Source organism: Parvibaculum sp. (assembly GCF_019635935.1).
Classification (GTDB): domain Bacteria; phylum Pseudomonadota; class Alphaproteobacteria; order Parvibaculales; family Parvibaculaceae; genus Parvibaculum.
Map to the genome: position 1 here is coordinate 1 of NZ_JAHBYN010000003.1, position 25,285 is coordinate 25,285.

Genomic DNA, 25,285 nt, shown 5'->3' on the forward strand with positions numbered 1-25,285 from the left:
GTTGCACGGCGCGGCGATCATGCGCGAGGTGGGCGTGCGCACCATGTTGCTGCCGCCCAATCCGGGCGTGCTATGCGCCTTCGGCTGCTCGATCGCCGATCTGCGCTACGACCTGTCGCAGACGGTCGAGCGACCCGTGACCGATCTCGACGCCGCGTGGATCGCCGATGTGCTGCGCGGCCAGCGGAAGGACGGTGAAGCCCAGATCCTCGCGAGCGGCATCGCCGCCGAATCGATCACTGTCTCCCATTATGCGGATATGGCCTATGTCGGGCAGATCCACAGCCTGCGCGTGCCTGTCGGCGGCGACTGGTCGCGAGAGCGCATGGTGGAGGCCTTCGAGGCGGTCTATCGGCAGGAATACGGCAATACGCTCGGCGCCATACCGACTGTTATCGTCGGGCTGAAGACCGCCGTCACGGGCGTGCGCAGCAAAGCGCCGGCCGCAGCCGCGCATGCTGTCGAGGCCTATGCCGCAAAGCCCGACCGCACCCGCCAGGTGCATTTCGGCGAATGGCTCGACACCCCGGTCTATGACCGACAAGGGCTGCGCCCAGGCGCCACGTTCAGCGGACCGGCCATTGTCGAACAGGCCGACACCACCAGCGTCATCGAGCCGGGCATGGTCGCGAAGGTCGATCAGTTCGGCAACATTCTCGTGGAGATCGCCTGATGGATCCCGTCACCCTGGCCGTCGTGCGCGGCGCCCTCGAACAGATCGCCGACGAGATGGACATGCATCTCATTCACGCGGCCATCTCGCCCATCATTTCCGAGACGAACGATTGCGCGCACGGGATCTTCCATCCGCAGACCGGCGAAACCATCGCGCAGGGCAGCTACGGCCTGCCGCTCTTTCTCGCCAACATGCAATTCAGCGTGCAGCACCTCATCGAGGTCGTGAACAAGTCGGGCGGCTTCAAGCCCGGCGACGTCTGGATCATGAACGAGCCCTATCTGAGCGGCACGCACCTTCAGGACGTCGTGCTCGTGGCGCCCTATTTCGTGGGCGACACGCTGTTCGCGCTGCTGGCCAATACCGGCCACTGGATGGATATCGGCGGCAGCGTGCCGGGCGGCTGGGCGCCGAGCGCCCAGGAGATCCACCAGGAAGGGATCATCATCCCGCCCCTGCGGCTCTATGACGGCGGCGTTTACAACAAGGCCGTTGTCGACATGATCCTGGCGAATGTGCGGCTACCAGGCCAGATCGCGGGCGACCTCGCCGCCATGGTCAATGTGTTCGCCCTCGGCGCGAAGGGCCTCGACGCGCTTGTCGGCAAGTATGGTATGGCGGAACTCTCGGCCTGTATCGCGCAGATGATGGAGAGCTCGGAAACGCAGATGCGCTCCTATGTCGCCGAAATTCCTGACGGCGCCTATACCGTCGAGGACTTCTTCGACAATGACGGCATCGAGGACAAGCCCCTGACCGTCGCGCTGAAAGTCGTGGTCGACGGAACCGACCTCAATTTCGACTTCACCGGCACGTCCGATGCGGCGAAGGGTCCGATGAACGTGGCGACGAGCACCGCGAAATCGATGTGCTATGTCGCGCTCAAGCACATCTTCCCCGATGTGCCGGTCAATGGCGGCGCTTTTCGGCCGACGCGTTTTACCATTCCCAAGGGCTGCCTGCTGGCGGCGGAATATCCGAAGCCCGTGGGCGGCACCACAGACGTGACCCAGCGTGTCGTCGATGCGGTGTTCGGCGCGCTGGCGCAGGCGATCCCGGAGAAAGTCCCCGCCGCCGCCTTCGGCACCGCCGGCGTCATGACGTTGTCGGGGAAGCGCCCGGATAGCGATGCGTATTACGTCGCCGTTTATCCCTATCCCGGCGGCTACGGCGGCAGCCATGTCTCGGACGGCCTGGTCAATGGCACGCCACCCGGCTCGATGGCCAAGTTCATGTCGGTCGAGATGTCGGAGCATCGCTATCCCATGCGCTTCGAATACCTGAAAATCCGCGAGGAATCAGCGGGTGCCGGCCTGCATGCCGGCGGCTGTGGCACTGCCTACGGCATTCGCGCCTTGTCGGACTGCGTCGTGTCCATCCTTGGCGACCGCGTCGACCACAGGCCGTTCGGCGTCCAGGGCGGCCAACCGGGCGCCGCCAATTCCGTCGAGTTCGAGGTGGGCGGCAAGACATGGCGGCCGCCCATGCGCAGCAAGATCGAGAAGCTCGCGCTCGCCAACGGCGACATCGTCCATCTCGCCTCGCCGGGTGGCGGCGGTTTTGGCGATCCGCTTCAGCGCGATCCGGCCCTGGTGCAGCATGATCTCGACGAAGGGCTGATCAGCCGCGAAACCGCCGAGAATATCTATGGTGTCACCATCGAGGAGCGACCGAAAGCCAGCGGGGGCCTCCGCTTTTGCGTCAGTGCCTCGGGAAGGCAAAAAGCCGCCGGACGGGACTGATGTGTATTTCCGTCGGGGTGGCTGGCGGGATTCATATGAATACGTGATAATTCCGCGCTTGCCTGCGACGAGCCAAATGAGGTCAAAGGCGATCTCGGCCGTTCATGCCCTTGCCTCGGGAGTTTGCGAATTTGACTGAGAAGGAACCGAGCGGGATCGTACCGATATTCGTGCCCAAGGCCTCGGATATATTGGCCGCGCGCCTACGCGATCTCATTCTTGCGGGTAAGTTCGTAGCGGGCGATATGCTGCCGGCCGAGCGAGAACTGGTCGCGGAATCAGGCCTGAGCCGCGCGTCGGTGCGCGAGGCGCTCCGGGTCCTCGAAGCTGAGAACCTGGTTACGACCCGCCCCGGCCGACTTGGCGGCTCGATGGTGACCCTTCCCGGCCGCAAGTCCGTCGCGCGCTCGGTGGAGCTGTTCATCCGCACCCACGGTATCCGGCTCGAATCGCTACTGGACTGTCGGCTAGCCGTCGAGCCCATGATGGCGAGCCTGGCCGCTGTCAAACGAAGTCCGGAAGAACTGGCTGAGATGGAGCGACTCCACGAAGCCTTTCTCGCCTCGGGCGACGACATCGCCGCCTACAAGCAGATCAATCTCGAATGGCATCTGGCGGTGGCGCGCGCGAGCCAGAACGAACCGCTGATCGCTCTGATGGAAGCGATTTCAGACTCCATCCTGAAGGCGGCAGACTACCAGCAGGTCACCACTGAAGGTATCCGCCACGAAGCTTTTCTCGCCCATACCCGGATTATGAAGGCGATCACTCAGGGTGATGCGGCGCTAGCCTTCAAGAGCATGGAGCGCCACGTCAGCGCCTATAGCAAGGTGGCGCGCGAGCGTCTCCACCGGCAGCAGGTCTCGGCCAATCTCCAACCGGAAAAACGACTTCGGAAAAAGGAGCCTGCCGCGGACTGAGCGTATCGTGAGCTCACGCGGGTTGGTCCGGGAACACGGACAGTTGCGCGCGATGCGCTGAGGTTTGGCCCCCGAGGCCGCAAGGCTCAGCGCATGCCGCCGGCGGATAACCGAGGCGCTTGCCTCACGCGCCCATGTAGGCGGCCTGCAGCGCCGGATCATTGCGCAAGTCGTCGGAACTGCCGGACCGGACAATCCGGCCGTGCTCCACGACATAGGCCCGCTTCGACAGCTCGAGGGCCTCCTCCACATTCTGCTCGACCAGGACGATGGACAGACCTTCGTGGCGCGCCAACGCCTCCACGAGCTCGAACACCTTGCCCACCATCATTGGCGACAGCCCGACAGAAGGCTCGTCGAGCATCAGCAGCTTCGGGCGGCTCATCACCGCCCGCGCAATGGCGCACATCTGGCGCTCGCCGCCGGAGAGATGCCCCGCCAGTTGTTCGCGACGCTCCGCGAGGACCGGGAAAAGGCTGATGACCTCCTCCAGCCTGTCCTTCGCATCCTGCCGGGAACGTCGAGCGAAATAGCCAAGTTCCAGGTTTTCCTGGACGGTCATGAAGGGAAACAGCCGGCCGCCCTCGGGCACCATCACGAGGCCCATGGCGGGCAAGCGGTGCGGTGCGATCGTGGTGATGTCAGTGCCGTCGAAATGGATCGACCCGCGCGTGACCTCGACCAGCCGGGTGATGGCGCCGAGCAACGTGCTCTTTCCGGCGCCATTGGCGCCGACAATGGACACGATCTCGCCGTCGGAAACCGAAAGCGAGATGCCTTCGAGCACGGCCGCCTGATTGTAGCCGGCGTGGAGATCTCGGATTTCCAGGATGGTATTCACCGGCGCGCCTTCCCGATATAAGCCTCGACCACCTGCCGGTCGGACAGCACATCCTCCGGGCTTCCCTGCGCGATTTTCGTACCGAAGTTCAGCACGACCACCTGGTTGGCAAAGGCCCGCACGACTTTCAGATTGTGCTCGATGACCAGGATCGTGAAGCCTTCGCGGTGAAGCCGCTGTACGAGCGTGATGACCTCGTCGACCTCTGTCTGGTTGAGCCCCGCCATCACTTCATCCAGCAGGATGATGGTAGGATCAAGCGCGAGGGCGCGCGCGATCTCGAGCCGCCGACGCTCGCTGAGCGTGAGCAGGCCGGCCCTCACCGAAGCGCGGGCCGACAGGCCGACCATCTCGAGCGCTTCGCTCGCCCGCCGGGCGGCCGCCTGCGCGCCGCGGTTGTGCAGAAAGGCGCCAATGAGCGCGTTTTCAAGCGTTGTAAGCGAGGTCAGCGTCTTGGAGATCTGGAACGTGCGGCCAAAGCCGAGCACCGCGCGCTTCTGCGGCGACGCGGCCGTGATGTCCTCGCCCTTGAAGAGCACCGCGCCCGACGAGACTTTCAGCTGCCCCGTCACAAGGTTGAACAGGGTGGTTTTGCCGGCCCCGTTCGGGCCGATGAGGCTCACGAGATCGCCCTTGGCCATTTCCAACGAGACGTTGTTGACCGCTGTCAGTCCCCCGAAACGCTTGGTGACGCCGTCGATCTTGAGAAGCGGCTCAGCCATGGCGGCGCCTCCGGATTGATTGCCAGGCGGTTTCGGCGGCGCCGACGATGCCGCGCTTCAGGAACAACGAACACAGGATGAGAACCGCTCCCAGCACCACGAGATGGCCTCCCGGGATCGAGCCACCGATCGTCGCCCGCAGGTAAAACTCTACCGGCACGATGAGCAGCGCCCCGACCAGGGGGCCGAAGAGGGTGCCAACGCCGCCTATCAGCGAGATGAGCAGGAAGCGGACGCCGATGTCGGGCAAGGAAAGCAGCGTCGGGGGATCGATGAAGCGCAGATACAAAGCGAAGAACACGCCCCCCATCGCGGTCAGCGCCGCGCTGAGCGCCATGCCCGTCATTTTGACATACAGCACGTCGATACCGCTCGCCTGCGCCGCATCCTGATCGTCGCGGACAGCCTGGAGATAGTATCCAAGCCGGGTTCTGTAGACGAAACCGCTGACGATCAGGCAGAAGATGAGGAACCCGAGCATCAGCAGGGCATAAGAGAAGCGGTTAGTGAATATCATGTTTGAAAACCCTGCCTTGAATGGCAGGGACATGCCACGTGGTCCGCCCGTCAGGCTGTCGAAGTAATTGGCGAGCACGAAGGCGACCTCGCTGACGGCCAAGGTTGCGATGCCGAAGAACTTTCCCTTCAGGCGAAACAGCGGCCAGCAGATCAAGGCGGCCGCGATCGCGGCCGCCAGTGCAGCCGGCACCAGCGCGATCCACGGCGAAAGGCCGAACCGGATGTAGAGGTTGCCGGCGAGATAAGCCCCGATGGCGAAATAGACGCCGTGGGCGAGCGAGAACTGTCCGCCATAGCCGCCGATGATATTCCAGCTTGTCGCCAGCGCCGCGAAGAGAAAGGTGTAGGACAGGATGTTCATGTAGAACGGCTGGCCGGACAACAGCCAGGTGCAGCCCAGCAAGACGATCGCCACCGCCGCGATACGCACCAGTTCCGTATCAAAGGTGGTGAGACCTGTGACGGATTTTGCTTTCAACGCGGATGCCGGCATGGGCAATGTGTCAGTTCTGCTCACGGAGACCTACCTCTTCAGCGCCCATGACACCGAATAGTCCGCTCGGACGGACGATCAGCACGATGATAAACACGAGGAACCAGGCGACATGCTTGAGTTCCGGATTGACGTAGTACCCGGCGAACGCCTCGATCATGCCGATGATGAACCCCCCGGCGAAGGCGCCCCAGACGCTGCCGAGCCCGCCGAGAACAACTACCGCGAAGGCCGCGACAATGAAGTTTCCGCCGATCTGCGGCGACATGGTGTAGATCGGCGCGAGCAGGGTGCCGGCGAGGCCGGCCAGCGCCGCGCCCGTGCCGAAGGTGAGCATGTAGGTCCACTCGACATTGATGCCCATGAGCCGGGCCGAACGGCGATCCTGTGTCACCGCGCGCACGGATTTGCCGAGAAGCGTGTGCTTCAGGAACCAGCTGAGCCCGATGGCGACAACGCAAACGGAAAGCAGGACAATGAGCCGCGAGAGGCTGAGGCTCACCCCGCCAAGGTCGAAATGGACCTGCGACAAGGGCGTCGGCACGGTGTAGCTCATGCCGCGGGTAATCGCCAGGACCATGTTCTGCAGCAACAGCAGCAGGCCGAAGGTGGCGAAGACCTGCATCATCGGTTCGTTCTGCAGCGGTTGCAGGATGAAGCGCTGAACCACCACGCCGAAGAGGAACAGGCTCGGCACCACCACCAGGATGGACACATAGGGATCGACGCCGATCAACAGATACGCGAGATAAGCGCCGTACATGCCCAGCATAACGAATTCGCCCTGGGCGAAATTGACAATGCGGATGACGCCAAAGATGAGATTCAACCCGATACTGACGAGTCCGTAGATACCGCCAAGCAGCAAGCCGACTGTGACGACGTTGATAAAGGCTGACATTATGGGCGCCTCCGCGAGACACGCGCCGACAGAGATGGCAGCGCGTGTCCTACATTATTTTACTTGGAAGAAAGGCCGATGGGCTTGACGCCCGGAACAGCCGCTTCATTCGGATACACGGTGACGACCTTGCCGCCCTGCCACTGGCCCACCGTCGGGAAGGCCAGCCCGTTCTGCATCTTGTCATCGAACTTCACGCCAAAACCCGTCGCATAGGAGCCGAGCGGCTTGTTCAATGCTTTCGCCGCGGCAACGACGGCCTCAGGCTTTGTCCCGCCCGCCGCCTTGATGGCCTCGGCCATTACCTGAAAGCCGACATAGGCGTTGAGGCTCTGGGGCGCGATCGGCTCGCCGCCGAACTTCGCCTTATAGGCGGCGAGATACTCGTCCTTGCCCGGGCCGAATTTCTCCGAAATATCGTAGCGCGGATAGGACACGACGAAAATGCCTTCGAGACCCGCCGGGCCCAGAGCCTCGAGGGTCTCCTTGGTATCGGCGGTACCGTTGAAGATCGTTACCGGCGGCTTGAAGTTCTGGCCTTGCGCGGTGCGCAACAGAAGATTGCTGTCAGGGATGTAGCCGGTGCTCAGCCACACGTCGGGCGCGCCGTCGCGCATGCGCAAGATCACGTCCGTCAGATCGATGGACTTGGCGCTATAGGGCGTCTTGCCGACGACCTTGACACCCGCCTCTTTCAGAAGCTCCGCCTGGCGATCGCCGATCGTGGTGCCATAGACTGAATCCTCATGGGTGATCCAGACCTTCAGATCACCCGGCTTCTTGCCGAGACCGTTGGCGACGAGATCGACCACCGCCTTAGCCGAGAGTTCGGCAAAGGTGCCGGCCGAAGGCCCCGACCGCACGAAGTTCGGCAGGCCGCGCTCGGTGAGGTTGGCGGCAAGCGCATTCGTGTCCCAGTAGAGCTTGTCATACTGCAATGCCGCCTCGCTGCCGGCGGCGGCGACCGCGCTCATGTAGGTGCCGATGAAGACGTCGACGTTGTCGCGGGTCGATAACTGGTCGATCGAGGCGATCGCCTCCTGCGCGTTCGTGGCATTGCCGCGGATGATCTTGATCGGCTTTCCAAGCAATCCGCCATTGGCGTTGATCTTCTCGGCGGCAAGTTCATAGCCGCGTGTGACCTCGTCTCCATAGAGGGCGACCGCTCCGGAGTAAGGATTGATGGCACCAACTTTGAACGCGTCCTGCGCGTGGGCGCTGCCACCGGCGAGGGCCAGACTGCCGGCCGCGGCAAGCAAAAGGCTACGCTTCGTGAACTTGATCATATTCCATCCTCCTCCCGTTTTGCCGGGACGCCCGGATTCTTCGGATCTGTCCCGGCGACTTGATCAACGTTTCCACCTGGTCCGGCGCCTTTCCGCCAAAAGCGCGGCCCTCCGTTATTGGCCTGACAATAATAATTATAAAACGATGATCATTTCAATTCCCTTCCATCACGGAGAGGGCCATCAATCGTGATTAGACGTTAGCAACCGCAATTTTGTCCGTCTGCGCCAATTGCGTCTTTGTCCCATCAGCATATCGCGCCCTGCCATAAGGCAGAGCGCGGCCCGCAACCGGTCAGCGTGCGTCCGGCGCCTTGAAGGCGGGCTTGCGCAGCCCCAGATGCTCCCGCAGCGTGGCGCCGCTATACTCCGTGCGGAAGCGGCCGCGGCGCTGGAGTTCCGGGACCACGAGGTCGACAAACTCGTTCAGGCCCGTGGGAAACACGGGCGGCAGCACATTGAAGCCGTCGGCGGCGCGTCCGTCGAACCAGGCTTCCATCACGTCCGCAACCTGGCCGGGGGAGCCGATGACCACATTATGGCCGCGCGCGACGGCGACGTTGAGGTAAAGCTGCCGGAGGGTCAGGTTGTCCTTGCGCGCCATCCGCAGGATGACCTCAGTCCGTCCCTTCGCGCCGTCGTGATCGGCAAGGTCCGGCAGCGGCTCGTCCAGCGGATAGGCTGAGAGGTCGCGGCCCAGCAGATGCTGAAGCAGGAACATGCCGACCGATGGCTGCACGAGCGATTGCAGGTACTCGTATTTTTCCTTTGCCTCGGCCTCGGTGCGGCCGATCACCGGGAAGATGCCCGGCATGATGACCAGGTCGTCGGGGCTGCGGCCGTGGGCGGCAAGACGCCCCTTCGCGTCGGCGTAGAAAGCCTGGCCTTCCGCGAGGCTTTCAGCAGCCGTGAAAATCACTTCGGCGGTTTGCGCGGCGAGATCGCGCCCGGGGCCTGATGATCCGGCCTGGACAATGACCGGCTGTCCCTGGGGCGATCGCGGCACGTTCAACGGACCTTTCACCGAAAACAACGGGCCGTTGTGATTGAGGAAATGCATCTTCGCCGGATCGAAATAGCGGCCCGTTTCCTTGTTCGCCTCGATGGCGTCGTCTTCCCAGCTGTCCCATAGCCCTTTGACGACCTCAGCGAATTCAGTGGCGCGGACATAGCGGTCCGCGTGCGCCATATGCGGGTTGGCACTGAAATTGGCCGCCTCCGCCTGATTGTGGGAGGTGACGAGGTTCCATCCGACGCGGCCACCGCTGATAAGGTCGAGCGAGGCGAACTTGCGCGCCAGGTGGTAGGGCTCGTTGTAGGTGGTTGTCGCGGTCGCCACGAGCCCGATCCTGTCAGTCACGGCCGCGAGCGCCGCCAGCAATGTCAATGGCTCGAAATAGACCGCGCGCGCGGCGCCGGCCTGCGCGTCCAGGTTCTCCGGGCGGATACCGACGAGATCGGCCAGAAAAAACAGATCAAACTTGCCGCGCTGCGCGGTCTTCGCGAGTTCCACGCACCGCTGATAGTTGAAAGCGCTGTCGGTCTCGCCGTCGGGATGGCGCCAGCCAGCCACATGGTGACCGCCCGGCCAGTAGAACACACCGAGTTTGATCTCATCGCTACGCTTGTCAGCCATTGGTTTCTCCCGGGGCGTCGCGCGTCCGGCGGAAAAATCATCGCCGTGCTTTGTTCTGCGCGCCTGTCAGTTCGGAAATAAGCCACGGCGACTGGAGCACGCAAAGTAAAAATTCATTTTCGCTCCTCATTAATATATAGAGATTTTGAGAATAAGACGCCGCGGGAGAATCGTATGGCGGATGAGGGAGTGAAATCAGCCAGGCGGGTTTTCGAGTTTCTCGAATATTTCGCGGCGGTGCAGCGCAGCGTGTCGGTCGCGGAACTGGCGACGCACTATGGCTATCCCAATTCCAGCGTGTCCTCGATCATGCGCACGATGGTCGGCATGGGGTACCTCAGCTACAACGGCTCGGCGCGCACTTACCTGCCGACGGCGCGCCTGACGTTCCTCGTCGATTGGGTGGCGACCCAGCTCTACGATCAGGAACGGGTGCGTGCGATCATGCAGGATCTGAGCGACGCCACCGGCGAGACGATCCTGCTCGGCGTCCAGAATGGTATTCAGGCGCAATATGTTCAGATCATCGACGCCACCGGGCCGGTGCGGCTTCATGCCGAGCCCGGCAGCTTCCGCGGGCTCGGCACAACGGCGGTCGGGCATATCCTGCTGGCGCGCCACGACGACGCGCAGATCAGCCGGCTGATCCGCCGCATCAACAGCGACACGCCCGATCCCTCAAAGAAACTCGACCCGTCCGCGCTCATCGAGAAGGTGCGCAAGGCGCGTGCGCAGGGCTATGCCCTGTCCATCAGCGGTGTCGTCAAGGGCGCCGGCGCGATCGCGATGCTCCTGCCGGAGAGCCTGGGCGCCACCCCGCTGGCGATCGGCATATCGAGCGTCGAAGCGGTTATCGTCGGAAACGAGCAGGCTTATGTGGACCTCCTCCGCAGAACCATACAGAAGCGGACAGTTGGAGCCGCGAATTGGGGGGAGCAGACATGAACCTGCGGCAGATGGAAGTCTTCCACGCGATCATGCGCGCCGGTTCGGTCACCGGCGCCGCCCGGCTTCTGAACGTGACGCAGCCGGCCGTGAGCGCCGTGCTGCGCCATTGCGAGGACCAGTTGCGCATCAAGCTGTTCGAGCGCACCGGCGGGCGGCTGCAGCCCACGCCCGAAGCGGAAGCCATCTTCCCCGACATCGCCAACATCTTCCAGCGCGTCGAAACCGTCAGCCGCGTCGCCAACGATCTCGCCGGCGGCAGACTTGGCAACATCACGGTTGCGGCCACCTTCGCCATCGCCAATGGCCCCCTGGCCGAAGCCGTTGCCGTCTTCTCCCGCTTCAAACCGTCGGTCCGGTTCTCCGTCCATGCCTTGCCCACCCATCAGGTCATCGATCGCGTGTCCCGTCGCGAAGCCGATTTCGGCCTTGGCTTCGGGCCGATCAGGGATCCCGCGGTCGAGGCGGAGCTGCTGGCGAGCGCCGAGATCGCCTGCATCATGCCGACCGACCATCCGCTGGCGCAGGAAGAGGTCATCACCGTCGAGAAGCTCGCCGGGCATCCGATTATCACCTACGCGCCGCACACCCCGATCGGCGGGCCAGTGGAAACAGCCTTCCGGGACTGCGACGTGGAACTGGTACGCGCCGTGCAGGTCAACTATTCGATGACGGCCTTCGTCCTGGCCGCGCGCGGCGCGGGCATCGCGATGGTCGAGCCTCTGCTGCTCAGCGCAGCCTCCATGCCATCGCTTGTGGCGCGCAGGTTCGAACCAAGGATCACCGTGGAAACCATGCTGATCCATCCCATCGGCCGAGGACAGACGCGGACGATGCGGAGCTTCATCGATACCTTGAAGACCAAGATCTCGGAGACCTATGGCACTGTGCTGCCGGAGCCGATCGACGGCAGCCCATCATCCTGACTTATGAACGAGGCCCGAATTGTGACTGTCAGCCTCGGCGCATGGGGCGTTAGCTATGCCCATCTCACACAGCATGGGCGAACAGATGGAACTGCAAGATCTCGTCAGAAACAATGTCAAAACCCGCATTGCCAAGGATGAAGTCGCGGTATCGATGATCGTGCGGCTCGTACAGAGCATTGAAATCGTGAGCATCGCCAGGGTCAGCGGCTTCGATTCGCTGTACGTGGACCTCGAACATTGTTCGTTCTCTCTCGAAACGACAGCTCAGATCTGCATGGCTTCGCTGCTGGCGGGGGTAACCCCGTTCGTGCGCGTTCCCAGCATCGAGTCGGACTATGTCTCACGCGTGCTCGACAACGGAGCGCTTGGCGTCATAGCACCGCATATCACCTCGGCTCGCGACGCCGAGAAAGTCGTTCGCAATGCCAAATTTCCCCCGCGCGGCGAGCGTTCGGTGACCGTGGGCATCCCGCATCTCGGATTCCAGACCTGGCCCGTCGATGAGGTGCGCAAGGCGCTGAACGACGCGACGACGGTTATCGCCATGATCGAGGACCAGCGCGGCCTCGACAATGCCGAGGAAATCGCTGCGGTCGATGGCGTCGATATCCTGATGATCGGTACCAACGATCTCTGCGCAGACTTTGGAATCGACGGCCAATTCGAACATCAACGCGTGGCGGATGCCTATCGGCGCACCATCGAGGCCTGCGCCAGGCACGGCAAGACCGTCGGGATCGGCGGTCTCGCCAATAAACCGAAGCTGATCGAGCAGTTCGTCGGCCTTGGTGCGCGTTATGTCTCCTCGGGCGCCGACCTGTCTTTCCTGCTGGCCGGTGCCAAGGATCGCGCCGCCGCGATACGCGCCTTTCAGAACAAGCCGCGCTGATCGTCTGACGGCATTATTCGCCGGCAAACAAAAAGCCGCCGCGAGCACCGCGGCGGCCCTGTCACGACAGCGGAATGTCGCGGGACCTCACGCCCCCTTGCGGGCTATGGCCTCCTGATGCGCCGGATCGATCAGGGGAAAGACTGTGAATGCGGCGGGCACGCAGTCCGACCATTCCGTCATCAGGCGATGCAACGTCTCGTGGCTCTCGACGTCGAAAACGACGATTGCGCCGCGGCCCGTCTTCACATAGACGGCCTTGACGATGCCCGCCTCCTTTTGGCGATCCAGCCAGTCCCAGAACGTCGTCTGGATTCCGCGCACCTGGGAGGGGCGGGCCGGCTGCGGATCACTGATGACCATGAACTGCATGATGTCGTTCCTTGTTGAAGCGTTGCTTGCGCGCGAGGCAGGCCTGCCTCGCGATGAGGGCCGAATACAGATCGAATGCCTGCCGGCCGCCCTCACAGACCGCCCGTGGATCGCCACGACGGGTGCTAGGAACGCAGCCCGGCGTTGATCTGGATGGTGCGCGAGCGCGTGAAGTGGTTGAGCATGGATTGGAGCGTATATTCCTTGCCGAGCCCGCTGACCTTCAGCCCGCCATAGGAGACATTGGCGCGGGGGCCCGCATACTGGTTGACCTGCACGAGACCGGCCTCGATACGTGCCGCGAACTGCATCGCAGTGCCGAGATCCCGCGTCCACATCGCGGCAGCCAGGCCAAAGACGCTGTCATTGGCAATGCGAATCGCATCCTCGAAGTCGGTGAACCGCACGGCCACCGCCACGGGCCCGAAGATCTCCTCCTGACAGAGCGGCGCGTCATGCGGCACGTTGTCGATCAGGGTCGGCCGCATGAAGAGGCGACCCGGCATCGACGAATCGGCCTCGGGCGACCCACCGCAAAGAACGCGGGCGCCGGGGATATCCTTGACGCTGCTCACGAACGACTGGATGCGATCCATCTGCTTCTGAGAGATGATCGTTCCGACCTCGGTGTTCTCGTCGAAGGGGTTCCCGACAACCAGCGCATTCATCAGCTTGACTGCACCTTCGACGACCTCGTCGTAGATGCTCTCCTGGATCAGGATGCGCGAGCCCGCGATGCAGGACTGGCCCTGCCGCATGAAGCGCATGCCGGCCACGACGCCTGGAATGGCCAACGCGAGATCGGCATCCGCCATCACGATATTGGGGTTCTTGCCACCGAGCTCAAGCGTGACCGGGATGAGCTTGTCGGCAACATATTGCGAGATGAGCTTGCCGACGTTGACCGAGCCGGTGAAGGTCGCCTTGCGCACGGCCGGATGCTGCACCAGCGGCTTGCCGACTTCCTCGCCGACGCCGGAGATCATGTTGATCGCGCCCGGAGGCAGGAAGGACTGGATGATCTCCGCGCAGCGCAACACGGCGAGCGGGGCGGTTTCCGCGCTCTTGACCACGATGGTGTTGCCCGCCACGAGAGCCGGCGCGATCTTGGCGCTCAACGTGAAGACCGGACCGTTCCACGGGATAACCGCCGCGATCACGCCGATCGGCTCGCAGGTCGTGTAGTGCAGAACGCCCTGCGCATCGGGAACCGTCTCGCCCTTGAGCTCGCCGGAGACCCCGGCGAACATGCGTAGCATATCGACCGCGGTGGCCATGTCGCCGCGGGATTGCGAAGCGATCGGGTGGCCGGTTTCGAGCGTCTGCAGCTGTGACAGCGTCTCAAGTTCCGCCTCGATCCGGTCCGCGGCCTGGGCGATCAGCCTGCCGCGCTCGCGGGCAGGAATGCGCGACCACACGGGAAAGGCCTTCGCTGCAGCTTCCACGGCGCGCGCGGCATCGGCAGCGCCGCAGCGCGGCACGGTCGCGATCACCTCCATCGTCGGGGGGTGGATGACGTCGATCGTCGCATCCGTCTCAGCGGCGACGAGGCTTCCACCAACAAGAACCTTGTTGGACAAGCGCTTTGCTTCCGCCCGCGCCGCAGCGGAGTCGATCAGTCTCTTCTGAGTGCCGGACATGGGCCTCCCTTTTTGATCTTGTTGACTCGAGCGGTCGAAAGGTAAGCCAGCCAGAGCAGGCGACCAAATCAGCAAAGCGAACGATGCCATAAGCCCAGGTGAATGAGAGACGAAGCTGCGCCCTGCTCCATAAAGACGGCTTATAGGACACCGGTAATCCGCGATTTGCCTCGACGGCGCTGGATGCTGTTTGTCGAATCAAGCCGATATCTTTCGAAGATTCGGCGGATTGGGGAAGAAACATGGACGTTTTTGACTATGTGATCATAGGTGGCGGCTCGGCTGGCTGTGTCATCGCCAACAGGCTGGTGACGGCCGGCGCCTCGGTCTGCGTCCTCGAAGCCGGACCTGTCGACAGCAATTTTTTCATCCATATGCCGGTTGGCTTCGTAAAAACGCTCTTCAACCCTTCTCTGATCTGGCAATTCTACAGCGAACCATCGGAGGGGAGCGGCGGCCGGAAACTATACGCGCCGCAGGGCAAGACGCTGGGCGGATCGAGCTCCGTCAATGGCATGGTCTATGTGCGCGGACAGGCGAACGACTACAACGCCTGGGCGCAGAGCGGCAATCGCGGCTGGGGCTATGCGGACGTGCTTCCCTATTTCCGACGGATCGAAAGCCGCATGGCGCCTCACGATCCGAACTACCGCGGCAGCAAGGGGCTGCTGCCCGTCACCGATCCCGACTGGAGACATCCCCTATGCGAGGCTTTCATCGCCGGCGCGCAGTCGATCGGGCTGCCGCGCAATGCCGACTATAACGGCGCCACCCAGGAAGGCACGGGTTACTACCAGCGCACGATAGCCGGCGCCCGCAGGATCAGCGCGGCCCGCGCCTATCTCTATCCGGTCATGAAGAAGCCGAATATCCGGGTTCTGACCGATGCCCAGGCCTCCTCCCTCATCCTCGACGGCAAGCGTGTTGTCGGCGTCAGCTACAGACGCGGCGGCGTTGCGTCGGAAGTGCGCGCGCGCCGTGAAGTCATCGTCAGTGCCGGCGCCATTAACACGCCGCGTCTGCTGCAACTGTCTGGCATCGGCAACCCGGATGTCTTGACCCGCGCGGGCGTTACTGTCCGCCACGCGCTCAATGGCGTCGGCGAAAACCTCTCGGATCACTACAGTCCCCGTCTTGTCGCCAGCGTGAAGAACATCGGCACCATCAACGGCCTCGTGAAGGGCCCGCGCCTGATGTCCGAGTTCCTGCGCTGGAGCCTGCGCAAGCCGAGCGTTTTGGCCCTCAGCGCGGCGGTCTGCTACGCTTTTGGCCGCTCAGATCCGGCGCTCGACGCGCCGGACTACACCATCATCTTCACGCCCGCGAGCTACAAGGACGGGCAGCTCGGCGTGCTCGACGACTATCCCGGAATCACGGCCGGCGCCTGGCAGATGCGTCCGGAAAGCACCGGCTATGTCCACATCACGTCGGCCGACGTCAACACGGCGCCGACGATCCAGCCGAACTATCTCGCCGCCGAAAAAGACCGCCGGGTCCTGCTGCACGCCATTCGCTCCGCGCGCCGCATCCTCCAGAGCCAGCCGATGGCCGCCTATTACGACGCGGAGCGGCTACCGGGCGCCTCGCTGCAGACCGATGACGAACTGCTCGACTTCGCGCGCCGCTACGGATCGAGCACCTATCACCTCGCCGGGAGCTGCCGCATGGGGCCGAGCACCGCACGCAACACGGTGGTAAACGACCAGTTGCGCGTCCACGGCCTGGAGAACCTGCGGATCGCCGATTCCTCGGTCATTCCCGCGATGGTCTCCGCCAATACCTACGCCACCGCCCTGCTGATCGGGGAAAAGGCGGCGGACTTCATACTGGGTCGCGAGGCGCTCGCCGACGCTGCCTGACATTCCGATCGCGGAATGGACCTGATCCCCACGGAAGGACAAGACGATGGATGGCACCAAGCCTGCGGAGAAGCTTTTCATCCGGGCAGAAGATCTGACCCTCGTTTCGGCCCAACTGCTCGAAAAGAGCGGCCTGTCGCCAGCCGACGCTGAGCTGGTAGCCCGCTGTCTGGTGGAGGCCGATCTGCGTGGCGTCGAGACACACGGTGTCGTGCGGCTCGTGCACTATATCAAGCGGATCCACCTTGGCCTCATCAATCCCGTGCCGGCGATCCGCGTCACCAAGGTGACGCCGGTTGCCGCCTCGGTGGACGGTGACGACGGCTTCGGCTTCGTCGTCGCTGAGCGGGCGATGCGCGAGGCGATCGAGATGGCCTCGCAATACGGCGTAGGCCTCGCCTCGGTCCATCGGAGCAGCCACTTCGGCATGGCGGCGAGCTATGTCCTGCAGGCCGTGCGCGCCGGCTACATGTCGCTGGTCTTCACCAATGCTTCCGCGTCCATGCCGCCTTGGGGCGGCCGCGACCCCGTGCTAGGCACGAGCCCCTTCGCCGCCGGCGCCCCTGGCGGGAAGCTGCCGCCCTTCGTGCTCGACATGGCGGTCGCCGTCGCCGCCCGGGGCAAGGTGCGCCTGGCCGCCAAGCGGGGCCAGAGCGTTCCCGAAGGCTGGGGCCTCGACAAGGATGGTCGCGCCACCACCGATCCGCAGGCGATCCTCGACGGCGGCGTGGTCCTGCCCGTCGGCGGTCCGAAGGGTTCAGCGATCGCCATGATGATGGATATCTTCTCGGGCGTGTTCTCCGGCTCGGCCTTTGCCGGCGAGGTGACCAACCATACCGAGGAATTCACAAAGCCCCAAAATGTCGGGCATTTCATCATGGCCATCAAACCGGACCTGTTCCTGCCGATGACGGAATTCGCCGAGCGCATGGACTTCCTCACCAACCGGGTGAAGTCGTCGGCGCTCGCCGACGGCTTCTCCGAGATTCTGGTCTCAGGCGAGCCGGAAGCCCGATTGGAGACGAAGCGCCGGGCAGAAGGCATTGCCCTGCCCAAGGCAGAGCTCGATGCAATTCGCATCGCGGCGGAGGGACACGGCCTTCCCTTCCCGACGCTGTCCACACACGCCTTTGCATCCTAAGGAACGCCCACCATGGCCTTGACCCCAGCGAATCGCGATTTCGCGCTCGTCGACACGCATGCCCATATCTTTCGCGCCGACCTCCCGATGGCGCCAGGCGGGCTGCATCTGCCGACGCATGACTTCGAGACGGCCGACTATCTGGCGATCCTCGATGCCCATGGCGTCGAAAACGCCGTCATTGCCGCGCCGAGCTTCCTCGGCACCTATAACGACTACATGATCAAGGCGCTGAAGCGCGAGCCGCGCCTGCGCGGCACGGTCATCGTCGAGCCCGGGATCGATCCCTACATCCTCAAGGCGATGGACGACGACGGCGTGGTCGGCGTCCGCCTGTCCTTCCGGGCGCGCAAGCAACTGCCCGATGTGGCGGGCGCGGAGTTCCAGCGGCTGCTCTGGCGGCTCGCCGACCTCGACTGGCATGTGCATCTGCATATCGAGGGCCAGCGCCTGCCGGAGGTATTGCCAGTCCTGACACGATCCCCCGTCAAGCTGGTGGTCGATCATTTCGGTCGGCCCGACCCCGAAACCGGCGCCGAGAGCGAAGGCTTCCAAGCTTATCTGCGTGCGTTCGATTCCGGCCGCACGTGGGGCAAGCTCTCCGGCGGGTTCCGCATTGTCTGTGATCCCCAGCCGCTTGCGGACCGGCTCATGGCCGTGGCGGGCCCAGAGCGCCTGGTTTGGGGCAGTGACTGCCCGTTTACGGACTTTGAGAAGACGGTGACCTACCAGTCCACCATCGACTCACTGGTCCGGTGGGTGCCTTCACGCGATGATCGGAACACCATCGCTCAGACGTCGCTTAAACTATACAAATTCAAGTAAAAAAAGGGTCTTGCACTGGAAGTTCATTCGTCAGACGTGGACTAACAGGCCATGGCATTGAAGCTATAGCGAGGCCGATATCAATCACGACCACGTCTTGACGGCTCGGAACATCGCGGCGCGGCGGTTGTTAGCTCTATGCTCCCGACGTTTTCAGCCTGAGCGCCCGGGAGCAGCCCCGATCGGGCAGCTTCCCCAAGCGGGTCGGGGTGCCTAGGCCTCATACATCTCGCAGACTTTCAGCGGATAAGGATGCACAGCCCCGCGCTCCTGCCGGTGTCGGTTTGGGCCGGGGCTTTGCTTTTGCCAGGTGGATCCGCTTGGGTCGCCTTTGGGCTCTCAGCGGCTTCGCGCACGCGGGCGAGACAAACCTGCATGCTCTCCAGGATCGCCTCCGCCGTGGCAGTGGGCTGGCCACTGGCCCGCAATTCCCTGATGAACTCGCGTTGCCGGGCGCATCGCGCTTCGGCTTCTTTTACGTGCTCTGCGGACACTGTGATCGAAGCGACCTTCGGTGTGGACATGTCTTCCTCCGCCTAGACAAAGAAGCAGCCAAAACCGATCCAAGTTCCGATGCATCATAATATCGTATCACTGGGCTACCGCAGTAGTGATCAGCTAGAGGAGCACAACTTTACAGCCTTTTTTTGTTGGGCTAGCGGAAAGTGCTCATCCGTCGATTGCTGATTCTTGAGGCGACAGATGCTTGCGCCTCCCGTACAGGCAGGCTTGCAGAGCGAGAATTCCTCACTATCATTGTTCGGCTGAGATCCGGCGTAGACAATGGAGCGAGATGTGCTCTTGACACGCCGCTCGTTCAATACTCATCCCGGCTCCAGCCGGAATGAAGAATTGGTCAGATGATGCCAGCGGAAGCCCAGCATTGAGAGCGCCCCCCGTGGGGGCGCATCTCTGCTTTAGCGCCAAGACCTATTTAGCGCCAAGACCTATTAGCGCCAAGACCTACGACTATTCTCGTCAGCCCTACCCCGGCACATCCAGCCAATGACGGCGCCGAACATCCCGGCCACGAGTATGCTACTCAGCGGGCTTGACCCCACTTGGCGTCCCAAGGCCTGAACGCCATCCTCATAATAGGCTTGGCCGGCGTCCACCGTCTGGCGCGTTACGTCTTTCGCGGTGCTGGCCGCCTGGTCCTTCAAGTCTACCACCTTGTCGCGTCCAGAATTCCACGTCTCTTTAGCAGCGTCCTTAGCCTTGTCAGCCATGTCCTGCGCTGCGCCCTTGATTTGTTCACTATCCATGCGAACCTCCGTTTGACTCCATGCAGGTCAACGCCCGAAAAATCACTTCGTTCACAGCGGCGTCAAAAAAGACACCCTCGCAGAGACGCCGTCATCGATCACAACGTCAGGGAATTCATCGCCCCAGACCGACGTTTTGTTCTTCCCGGTTCCGTCACATGACGTTGGATATCGGGGGCCGCCGCGCGAGATGCCAACTGCGCGCATGACACGCGTTGGAAAATTGTTATACAAATTACTCCATACGCGAATGATGGTGCCGATGACCAAGGCTTCAGCCTCCCAACAACCGACCTACCAGTTTCTCAATCCGAAACGCGAGTCGCTTCCCGAAGCCATTGCCAATGTGGTCGCCGAAGCCATCGCCAGCGGCCAACTCGCGCCCGGTGCACGCATCGTCGAGACCGCGTTGACCACCAGCCTCAACGTGAGCCGCGTGCCGGTGCGCGAAGCGCTCAAGGTCCTGCATACCCAAGGGATTATCGAGGGTGGGAGCCATCGCGGCTTTCGCGTCGCGACCTTTTCGCCGAAAATGGTGCAGAGCGTCCAGGAAGCACGCATCGATCTGGAAACGCTTCTCCTGCGCGACGCGGTGGCAAACTGGCAGTCAGGGGCCGCGGATGTGAAGGAACTCGATGCTGTGATCGCGCGCATGCGCACGGCCGCCCGTGCCGGGGACTTCGAGGAGATGCTGCGCGCCGATCTCGCATTTCACCGGGTGATCTGCGATGCGGCGCAAAATCCCATCTTCGCGACCCTGTGGACGGCCATCGCCCGCCATGTCCTCATCATTCTCAATCTCGCCCGTTTTCGGGATACGGACCTGTCCGTCGTCGTGCGCCGTCATATCGCGCTGAAGGACCAGATCATCATGCAGATCGCCCAGCGCGGCTCGGTCGCGGACCTGCGTACGATCCTCGAGGCTCATTTCCTGGCCGAGCGCGCCTCGGTGATCGGCGAGCCCGCGGCGGGGAAAGTCAAGCCGCGAGCCAGCCGCCGTCCACCATCAGGCAAGACCCGGTCGTAAACGAGGCTTCGTCACTCGCGAGGAAGAGGGCCGCCCGTGCCACCTCGTCCGGGCTGCCGAGACGGCCGAGTGGATGGCGTGCCGCCGAGGCGGCACGCGCTGCCGCCGCGTCCGGCGATCGCTCGAAAGCGCGGGCGAGCAGCGGAGTGTCGATGGCGCCGGGCACCACCACATTGACGCGGATGTTCTCCGCCGCGTGGTCCAGAGCCATACTGCGCGCCAGGCTGACGATCGCACCCTTGCTCGCGAGATAAGCCGCGTTGGCCCGGCCTCCCGCGAATGCCAGTTGCGAGCCGACCAGAACGATCGCCCCGCCGCCGCGCGACCGCATGGCGTGAATGGCAGCCCGGCTCCACAGGAACGATCCGGTGAGGTTGGTGCGCAGAACCGCATCCCAGGCATCGACCGAGCTGTCCGCGACCGACTGGCCGGTCGACCAGCCGGCCGCCGCAAGCAGGACATCGAAGCCGCCGAAGCGCTGGCGCGCTGCTTCGGCGTGGGCGTCCACAGTCATCACGTCACCCACGTCGCCGGCAAGGGCAAGCGCCACGCTCCCGGCTGCCTCGACCATCGCCGTGGCCTGCACCAAAGCCGCTTCATCCCGATCGACAAGGACGAGCGTCGCCCCCTCCTGTGCGAAGAGAACGGCGCTGGCCAAGCCGATGCCGGACGCAGCCCCGGTCACAGCCACGACCTTGTCCCTCAGCCGCCCAGGCCTGTCGACCACCATCTGATGTCACTTTCCCGTTGCGAATGATGTTAGTTTGTTAGACATTTTACGAAACATGTTGCGCAGCACAAGAGGCCGTGCACACAATACGGCGACAGGCGCCTGCTGATCTGGAGATCTTGTCCGGCAGCGGTGTGGTGCGCGACCGATCAACCCGTCACACAAGATCCCGGAGTTCGCCGAACGTGGAGCCAGTCTTGTCCGTCCGCGATCTCCGTGTGGAATTCGCCACCCGGCGAGGAACCGTTCGCGCACTCGACGACGTCTCCTTCGCAATCGACAAGGCAGAGGTGCTGGGCGTGGTCGGTGAATCCGGGGCGGGGAAATCCGTAACGGGCGCCGCCGTCATGGGGCTGGTCGCGCCCCCCGGACGCATCACGGCCGGCGAAATAAGTCTGGGAGGTCTCAGGATCGACGGCTTCGACGAACGCGGCATGCGCGCCATTCGCGGCAAGCGCATCGGCATGATTTTCCAGGATCCGCTAACGAGCCTCAATCCTCTGATCCGCATTGGCGACCAACTGGTCGAGACCATGCTGACCCATCTCAACCTCAGCGCGCGCCAAGCTCGGCTCGCGGCCATCGACCTCCTCGCCGAAACCGGCATTCCAAGCCCTGCGACACGCATCGACAGCTATCCGCACGAATTTTCGGGTGGCATGCGCCAGCGCGTGGTGATTGCGCTGGCCCTGTGCGGCGAGCCCGATCTCGTCATCGCGGATGAACCGACCACGGCGCTCGACGTGTCCGTCCAGGCGCAGATCATCGCCCTCATCAAACGTCTTTGCAAGGAGCGCCGTACGGCCGTCATGCTGATCACCCACGACATGGGTGTGATCGCCGAAGCAGCCGATCGCGTCGCCGTCATGTATGCGGGACGGGTCGTCGAGGTCGGCCCGGTGGACGACATCGTGCGGCGGCCGCGCCACCCCTATACCCAGGGCTTGATGAGCGCGATCCCGCCGCTTGATCATCGGCCCGACCGGCTGGTGCAGATTCCAGGCAGCATGCCGCGGCTGACGGCGATCCCGTCGGGCTGTGCCTTTCATCCACGCTGCCCGCAGGCTTTCGCGCTCTGCCGTGTCGAGGAGCCGCCGGGGCGCCGCGCCGGCACGAGTTTTGCTGCTTGCCATCTCTATTCGCCGGCGGCAGGACGGGTTTCGTGAGCACGGTTGACCTTGTGATCGTATCGGACCTGAAGAAGGAGTTTCGCGCCCGCGGGAACCTCATCTCCAGGCTGCGACGGCGCAGCCGGCCTCCGGTGCTGGCGGTGGACGGCGTGTCCTTCACCGTCGAGCGCGGCAAGACCTTTGCGCTCGTCGGCGAATCGGGATCCGGCAAATCGACGATCGCCCGCATGGTGGTGGGCCTGATGGCGCCGACCTCAGGCGAAATCGCCATCGACGGCGTGTCCATGACGGCGCCGTCGGCGGCTGCCGCCCGCCTTGCCTTGCGACGGCGCATCCAGATGGTCTTCCAGGATCCCTATGCCAGCCTCAACCCGCGCTGGCGGGTCGGCGAGATCATCGCCGAGCCGATTACCGCTTTCGGGCTGTGTGCGCCCGGAGCCGACACCCGGGCGCGGGTCGGGGAACTCCTCGGCCTGGTGGGGCTGCATGCGGATGACGGGCTGAAGTTTCCGCATGAGTTTTCAGGCGGCCAGCGCCAGCGCATCGCCATTGCGCGCGCGATCGCCTCCGATCCCGCTTTCATCGTCTGCGACGAGCCGACCTCGGCGCTCGACGTGTCCGTCCAGGCCCAGATTCTCAACCTCATGCGCGATTTGCAGGACCGGCTTGGCCTGACATACCTGTTCATCAGCCACAACCTGGCCGTGGTGCGCTTCATGGCCGACCGCATCGGCGTGCTCAGCCGCGGCAAGCTCGTGGAAGCCGCGCCCAGCGCGGAGCTGTTTGCAGATCCTCAGCACCCCTATACGCGGCAGCTTCTGGCCGCTGCGCCGGATATCGGCGCGGCCTCGTCAACCCTGGCGCTCCCCCACGGCGCCCTCTCACCAGCGGAGATCCGAGGTGGCAGAGCCCTTTGACTGCATGATCCGCGGCGGCCGTGTGGTCACCGCCTCGGGAACGTTCGACGCCGATGTCGCCATCTCCGGAGAGGCGATCGCCGCCATCGGCCGTGGCCTCGGCGAGGCGAGGCGGGTGATCGATGCGACCGACAAGCTGGTTCTACCGGGCGGGGTAGATCCCCATTGCCATATCGAGCAGATGACGGCGGCCGGTGTGGTCAATGCCGACACCTTTGCCACGGCGACGACCAGCGCGTTATTCGGTGGCACCACGACGGTCATTCCCTTCGCCGCGCAGCATGTTGGCGCCAGCCTGAAAGGCACGGTCGCTGACTACCACAGGTTGGCGGAAAAAGGCGCAGTGGTCGATTATGCCCTGCACATGATTCTCGCCGATCCGACGCCGGAGGTGATTGCCGAGGAGTTACCGGCGCTGGTCGCGGCCGGCCACAGCTCGATCAAGCTGTTCATGACCTACGATCGCCTGAAGGTTGACGACGAGCGCTTCCTCGACGTGTTGCTCGCCGCGCGCAAGGCCGGCGCTTTGGTCTGCGTCCATGCCGAGAACCATGGCATGATTGCCTGGATGGGCAAGCGGCTCGTCGAACGCGGCTATATCAAGCCGAAATATCATGCGATGGCCCATCCGCGCCTCGCCGAGGTCGAGGCGTTCGGACGCCTCATCGCCATGGCGCGGCTCGTCGACCAGCCGGTGATGATCTTCCACGTCTCGACGGCGGAAGGGGCCGCCGTGATCCGCCAGGCGCGCGGTGAAGGCACCAAGATCTTCGCCGAGACCTGCCCGCACTATCTGCTGCTCGATGCAAGCGCGCTCGACAAGCCGGGGACGGAGGGAGCGAAATGGATGTGCAGCCCGCCGATGCGGACGCAAGGCGACAGCGAGGCGCTGTGGCAGGCGATCAGGCTGGGCGACCTCCAGGTGGTGTCCTCCGATCACGCGCCGTTCCGTCATGACGAGACGGGGAAGCTGAAGGCCGGCCCGGGCGCCAATTTCAAGCAAATGGCGAACGGCATGCCCGGCCTGGAGAACCGCCTGCCGATCCTGTTCGACGCCATGGTTTCGCAAGGCCGTTTCACGCTCGAGAAATTCGTGGAGGTTACCGCCACCGCCCCGGCGCGGATCTACAATCTCCATCCGCGCAAGGGCTCCATCCAGCCGGGCGCGGATGCCGATATCGCCATTTGGGATCCCGAGCGCGCGGTCACCTTGGCCGATGCCGACGTGCATGATGCCACCGGCTATACGCCCTACCCCGGCCGCGTCGTGCGCGGATGGCCGGAAACCGTGCTGGTGCGTGGCACGGTGGCCGTGGCCGGGGACAAGCTGCAGATCGCGCCGGGTTTCGGCCGGTTCCTGCCGCGATCCGGCGGCGAGGCGGCCCGACCGACCGGGCGGCTCGAGGCAGAGCTCGATCCTGCCCGCAATTTCGGCGCGGAACTGTTGTGAGCGGCGACCTCGAGGCCGATGTCGTCATCGTCGGGGCGGGGCCGACGGGCGCCGCCGCTGCCTGGCGAGTGGCCGCAGCCGGACTGTCCGTCGTCTGTCTGGAACGGGGCCACTGGTTCGACTACGCCGCCCTTGGCCAAGGGGAGCCGGGCTATGGGCGCAGGCGTCGCGCCGCCTTCAATGACAACCCCAATCTTCGCCGACACTGCGACGACTATCCCGTCGACGATAGCGACAGCCCGATCAAACCGATGATCGGCAATGCCGTCGGCGGCTCATCCATCTATTGGGCAGCGCATGTGCCCCGGTATCGCCCCGAGGATTTCTGCGTGCGCAGCCTCGACGATGTCGGCGACGACTGGCCGATCACCTATGAGGACATCGCGCCCTACTACGACCTCAACGAGGCGGAAATCGGCCTGGCATCCTT

The 25,285-nt window shown here is 63.6% G+C and carries 24 protein-coding genes and 1 pseudogene; 14 read left to right on the top strand and 11 right to left on the bottom strand.

Features of this window, described 5'->3' with window-relative positions; genetic code table 11:
* The 3 genes and pseudogenes from KF719_RS17645 to KF719_RS17655 all read left to right on the top strand — a co-directional run.
* A pseudogene (locus KF719_RS17645) lies at positions 1–673 on the top strand (hydantoinase/oxoprolinase family protein); the annotation flags it as partial.
* Entirely contained in the window at positions 673–2,418 is a 1,746-nt protein-coding gene (locus KF719_RS17650; protein WP_293510722.1) for a hydantoinase B/oxoprolinase family protein, read from the top strand. The pseudogene KF719_RS17645 and the gene KF719_RS17650, both read left to right, overlap by 1 nt.
* Positions 2,419–2,549: 131 nt before the next feature.
* Positions 2,550–3,338 carry an FCD domain-containing protein gene (locus tag KF719_RS17655; protein ID WP_213337981.1) on the top strand — a complete coding sequence of 263 codons (789 nt, stop codon included), beginning with the start codon at positions 2,550–2,552 and terminating at the stop codon, positions 3,336–3,338.
* 124 nt (positions 3,339–3,462) lie between these two features.
* Here KF719_RS17655 and KF719_RS17660 read toward each other — a convergent pair whose 3' ends face one another.
* From KF719_RS17660 to KF719_RS17685, 6 genes are all read right to left on the bottom strand, one after another.
* On the bottom strand, positions 3,463–4,179 hold the full coding sequence (locus KF719_RS17660) for an ABC transporter ATP-binding protein (RefSeq protein ID WP_213337982.1): 717 nt from the start codon (positions 4,177–4,179) through the stop codon (positions 3,463–3,465).
* Positions 4,176–4,901, bottom strand: coding sequence for an ABC transporter ATP-binding protein (locus KF719_RS17665; protein WP_213337983.1), 726 nt, complete (start codon positions 4,899–4,901; stop codon positions 4,176–4,178). Before KF719_RS17665 ends, KF719_RS17660 begins: the two co-directional genes overlap by 4 nt.
* The gene (locus KF719_RS17670; RefSeq protein ID WP_293510728.1) at positions 4,894–5,913 is read right to left on the bottom strand and encodes a branched-chain amino acid ABC transporter permease; all 1,020 of its coding nucleotides are present in this window, start codon (positions 5,911–5,913) and stop codon (positions 4,894–4,896) included. Before KF719_RS17670 ends, KF719_RS17665 begins: the two co-directional genes overlap by 8 nt.
* Positions 5,914–5,923: 10 nt before the next feature.
* Positions 5,924–6,814 (bottom strand): branched-chain amino acid ABC transporter permease, encoded by an 891-nt coding sequence (locus KF719_RS17675; protein ID WP_213337985.1) that lies wholly within the window; start codon positions 6,812–6,814, stop codon positions 5,924–5,926.
* Positions 6,815–6,873: 59 nt separating this feature from the next.
* Positions 6,874–8,100 (bottom strand): ABC transporter substrate-binding protein, encoded by a 1,227-nt coding sequence (locus KF719_RS17680; RefSeq protein ID WP_213337986.1) that lies wholly within the window; start codon positions 8,098–8,100, stop codon positions 6,874–6,876.
* Between the two features lie 295 nt (positions 8,101–8,395).
* Positions 8,396–9,736, bottom strand: a complete 1,341-nt coding sequence (locus KF719_RS17685; RefSeq protein ID WP_293510730.1) for an LLM class flavin-dependent oxidoreductase — start codon at positions 9,734–9,736, stop codon at positions 8,396–8,398.
* A gap of 189 nt (positions 9,737–9,925) precedes the next feature.
* Here KF719_RS17685 and KF719_RS17690 point away from each other — a divergent pair, with 189 nt between their 5' ends.
* The 3 genes from KF719_RS17690 (at position 9,926) to KF719_RS17700 (ending at position 12,499) form a co-directional block, all read left to right on the top strand.
* A complete protein-coding gene (locus tag KF719_RS17690; RefSeq protein WP_293510732.1) occupies positions 9,926–10,681 on the top strand; it encodes an IclR family transcriptional regulator C-terminal domain-containing protein in 756 nt (251 codons plus the stop codon).
* Positions 10,678–11,607: a LysR family transcriptional regulator gene (locus KF719_RS17695; protein ID WP_293510734.1), complete on the top strand. Its 930-nt coding sequence runs from the start codon at positions 10,678–10,680 to the stop codon at positions 11,605–11,607. The genes KF719_RS17690 and KF719_RS17695 overlap by 4 nt, the downstream gene beginning before the upstream one ends.
* 85 nt (positions 11,608–11,692) lie before the next feature.
* Entirely contained in the window at positions 11,693–12,499 is an 807-nt protein-coding gene (locus KF719_RS17700; protein WP_293510736.1) for an aldolase/citrate lyase family protein, read from the top strand.
* Between the two features lie 87 nt (positions 12,500–12,586).
* Here KF719_RS17700 and KF719_RS17705 read toward each other — a convergent pair whose 3' ends face one another.
* Together KF719_RS17705 and KF719_RS17710 are read right to left on the bottom strand one after the other, a co-directional pair.
* The gene (locus KF719_RS17705; RefSeq protein ID WP_293510738.1) at positions 12,587–12,871 is read right to left on the bottom strand and encodes a DUF3303 family protein; all 285 of its coding nucleotides are present in this window, start codon (positions 12,869–12,871) and stop codon (positions 12,587–12,589) included.
* 125 nt (positions 12,872–12,996) lie between these two features.
* On the bottom strand, positions 12,997–14,511 hold the full coding sequence (locus KF719_RS17710; protein WP_293510740.1) for an aldehyde dehydrogenase family protein: 1,515 nt from the start codon (positions 14,509–14,511) through the stop codon (positions 12,997–12,999).
* Positions 14,512–14,753: 242 nt separating this feature from the next.
* Between KF719_RS17710 and KF719_RS17715 the strand changes: the two genes are divergently transcribed.
* Genes KF719_RS17715 through KF719_RS17725 form a run of 3 tightly spaced genes read left to right on the top strand, consistent with a single transcriptional unit; the run spans position 14,754 to position 18,336 of the window.
* Entirely contained in the window at positions 14,754–16,370 is a 1,617-nt protein-coding gene (locus tag KF719_RS17715; RefSeq protein WP_293510742.1) for a GMC family oxidoreductase N-terminal domain-containing protein, read from the top strand.
* Between the two features lie 46 nt (positions 16,371–16,416).
* Entirely contained in the window at positions 16,417–17,511 is a 1,095-nt protein-coding gene (locus tag KF719_RS17720) for an Ldh family oxidoreductase (RefSeq protein ID WP_293510744.1), read from the top strand.
* A 12-nt stretch (positions 17,512–17,523) separates the two neighbouring features.
* Positions 17,524–18,336, top strand: coding sequence for an amidohydrolase family protein (locus tag KF719_RS17725; protein ID WP_293510746.1), 813 nt, complete (start codon positions 17,524–17,526; stop codon positions 18,334–18,336).
* Between the two features lie 239 nt (positions 18,337–18,575).
* Here KF719_RS17725 and KF719_RS17730 read toward each other — a convergent pair whose 3' ends face one another.
* The gene (locus KF719_RS17730; RefSeq protein ID WP_293510748.1) at positions 18,576–18,860 is read right to left on the bottom strand and encodes a hypothetical protein; all 285 of its coding nucleotides are present in this window, start codon (positions 18,858–18,860) and stop codon (positions 18,576–18,578) included.
* A gap of 426 nt (positions 18,861–19,286) precedes the next feature.
* Positions 19,287–19,601, bottom strand: a complete 315-nt coding sequence (locus KF719_RS17735) for a hypothetical protein (protein ID WP_293510750.1) — start codon at positions 19,599–19,601, stop codon at positions 19,287–19,289.
* A 262-nt stretch (positions 19,602–19,863) separates the two neighbouring features.
* Here KF719_RS17735 and KF719_RS17740 point away from each other — a divergent pair, with 262 nt between their 5' ends.
* Complete coding sequence (locus tag KF719_RS17740; RefSeq protein ID WP_213338005.1) at positions 19,864–20,628, top strand: GntR family transcriptional regulator; 765 nt, start codon at positions 19,864–19,866, stop codon at positions 20,626–20,628.
* On the opposite strand, the gene KF719_RS17745 is transcribed toward KF719_RS17740, so the two are convergent.
* On the bottom strand, positions 20,579–21,358 hold the full coding sequence (locus KF719_RS17745) for an SDR family oxidoreductase (protein ID WP_293510752.1): 780 nt from the start codon (positions 21,356–21,358) through the stop codon (positions 20,579–20,581). The genes KF719_RS17740 and KF719_RS17745 overlap by 50 nt on opposite strands.
* A gap of 185 nt (positions 21,359–21,543) precedes the next feature.
* Between KF719_RS17745 and KF719_RS17750 the strand changes: the two genes are divergently transcribed.
* The 4 genes from KF719_RS17750 to KF719_RS17765 all read left to right on the top strand — a co-directional run.
* Entirely contained in the window at positions 21,544–22,524 is a 981-nt protein-coding gene (locus KF719_RS17750) for an ABC transporter ATP-binding protein (protein ID WP_293510754.1), read from the top strand.
* Between the two features lie 62 nt (positions 22,525–22,586).
* Complete coding sequence (locus tag KF719_RS17755; RefSeq protein WP_293510760.1) at positions 22,587–23,405, top strand: ATP-binding cassette domain-containing protein; 819 nt, start codon at positions 22,587–22,589, stop codon at positions 23,403–23,405.
* Positions 23,389–24,855: a dihydropyrimidinase gene (gene hydA / locus KF719_RS17760; protein WP_293510756.1), complete on the top strand. Its 1,467-nt coding sequence runs from the start codon at positions 23,389–23,391 to the stop codon at positions 24,853–24,855. The genes KF719_RS17755 and hydA overlap by 17 nt, the downstream gene beginning before the upstream one ends.
* On the top strand, positions 24,852–25,285 hold a 434-nt coding region (locus KF719_RS17765; RefSeq protein WP_293510758.1), incomplete at its 3' end, for an FAD-dependent oxidoreductase. The genes hydA and KF719_RS17765, both read left to right, overlap by 4 nt.

Bases quoted from the DNA above. Each gene is read 5' to 3' on its own strand.
- KF719_RS17650 (WP_293510722.1), top strand. From the start codon at position 673: ATGGATCCCGTCACCCTGGCCGTCGTGCGCGGCGCCCTCGAACAGATC.
- KF719_RS17665 (WP_213337983.1), bottom strand. From the start codon at position 4,901: ATGGCTGAGCCGCTTCTCAAGATCGACGGCGTCACCAAGCGTTTCGGG.
- KF719_RS17670 (WP_293510728.1), bottom strand. From the start codon at position 5,913: ATGCCGGCATCCGCGTTGAAAGCAAAATCCGTCACAGGTCTCACCACC.
- KF719_RS17675 (WP_213337985.1), bottom strand. From the start codon at position 6,814: ATGTCAGCCTTTATCAACGTCGTCACAGTCGGCTTGCTGCTTGGCGGT.
- KF719_RS17680 (WP_213337986.1), bottom strand. From the start codon at position 8,100: ATGATCAAGTTCACGAAGCGTAGCCTTTTGCTTGCCGCGGCCGGCAGT.
- KF719_RS17685 (WP_293510730.1), bottom strand. From the start codon at position 9,736: ATGGCTGACAAGCGTAGCGATGAGATCAAACTCGGTGTGTTCTACTGG.
- KF719_RS17695 (WP_293510734.1), top strand. From the start codon at position 10,678: ATGAACCTGCGGCAGATGGAAGTCTTCCACGCGATCATGCGCGCCGGT.
- KF719_RS17700 (WP_293510736.1), top strand. From the start codon at position 11,693: ATGGAACTGCAAGATCTCGTCAGAAACAATGTCAAAACCCGCATTGCC.
- KF719_RS17705 (WP_293510738.1), bottom strand. From the start codon at position 12,871: ATGCAGTTCATGGTCATCAGTGATCCGCAGCCGGCCCGCCCCTCCCAG.
- KF719_RS17710 (WP_293510740.1), bottom strand. From the start codon at position 14,511: ATGTCCGGCACTCAGAAGAGACTGATCGACTCCGCTGCGGCGCGGGCG.
- KF719_RS17715 (WP_293510742.1), top strand. From the start codon at position 14,754: ATGGACGTTTTTGACTATGTGATCATAGGTGGCGGCTCGGCTGGCTGT.
- KF719_RS17720 (WP_293510744.1), top strand. From the start codon at position 16,417: ATGGATGGCACCAAGCCTGCGGAGAAGCTTTTCATCCGGGCAGAAGAT.
- KF719_RS17725 (WP_293510746.1), top strand. From the start codon at position 17,524: ATGGCCTTGACCCCAGCGAATCGCGATTTCGCGCTCGTCGACACGCAT.
- KF719_RS17730 (WP_293510748.1), bottom strand. From the start codon at position 18,860: ATGTCCACACCGAAGGTCGCTTCGATCACAGTGTCCGCAGAGCACGTA.
- KF719_RS17735 (WP_293510750.1), bottom strand. From the start codon at position 19,601: ATGGATAGTGAACAAATCAAGGGCGCAGCGCAGGACATGGCTGACAAG.
- KF719_RS17740 (WP_213338005.1), top strand. From the start codon at position 19,864: ATGACCAAGGCTTCAGCCTCCCAACAACCGACCTACCAGTTTCTCAAT.
- KF719_RS17745 (WP_293510752.1), bottom strand. From the start codon at position 21,358: ATGGTGGTCGACAGGCCTGGGCGGCTGAGGGACAAGGTCGTGGCTGTG.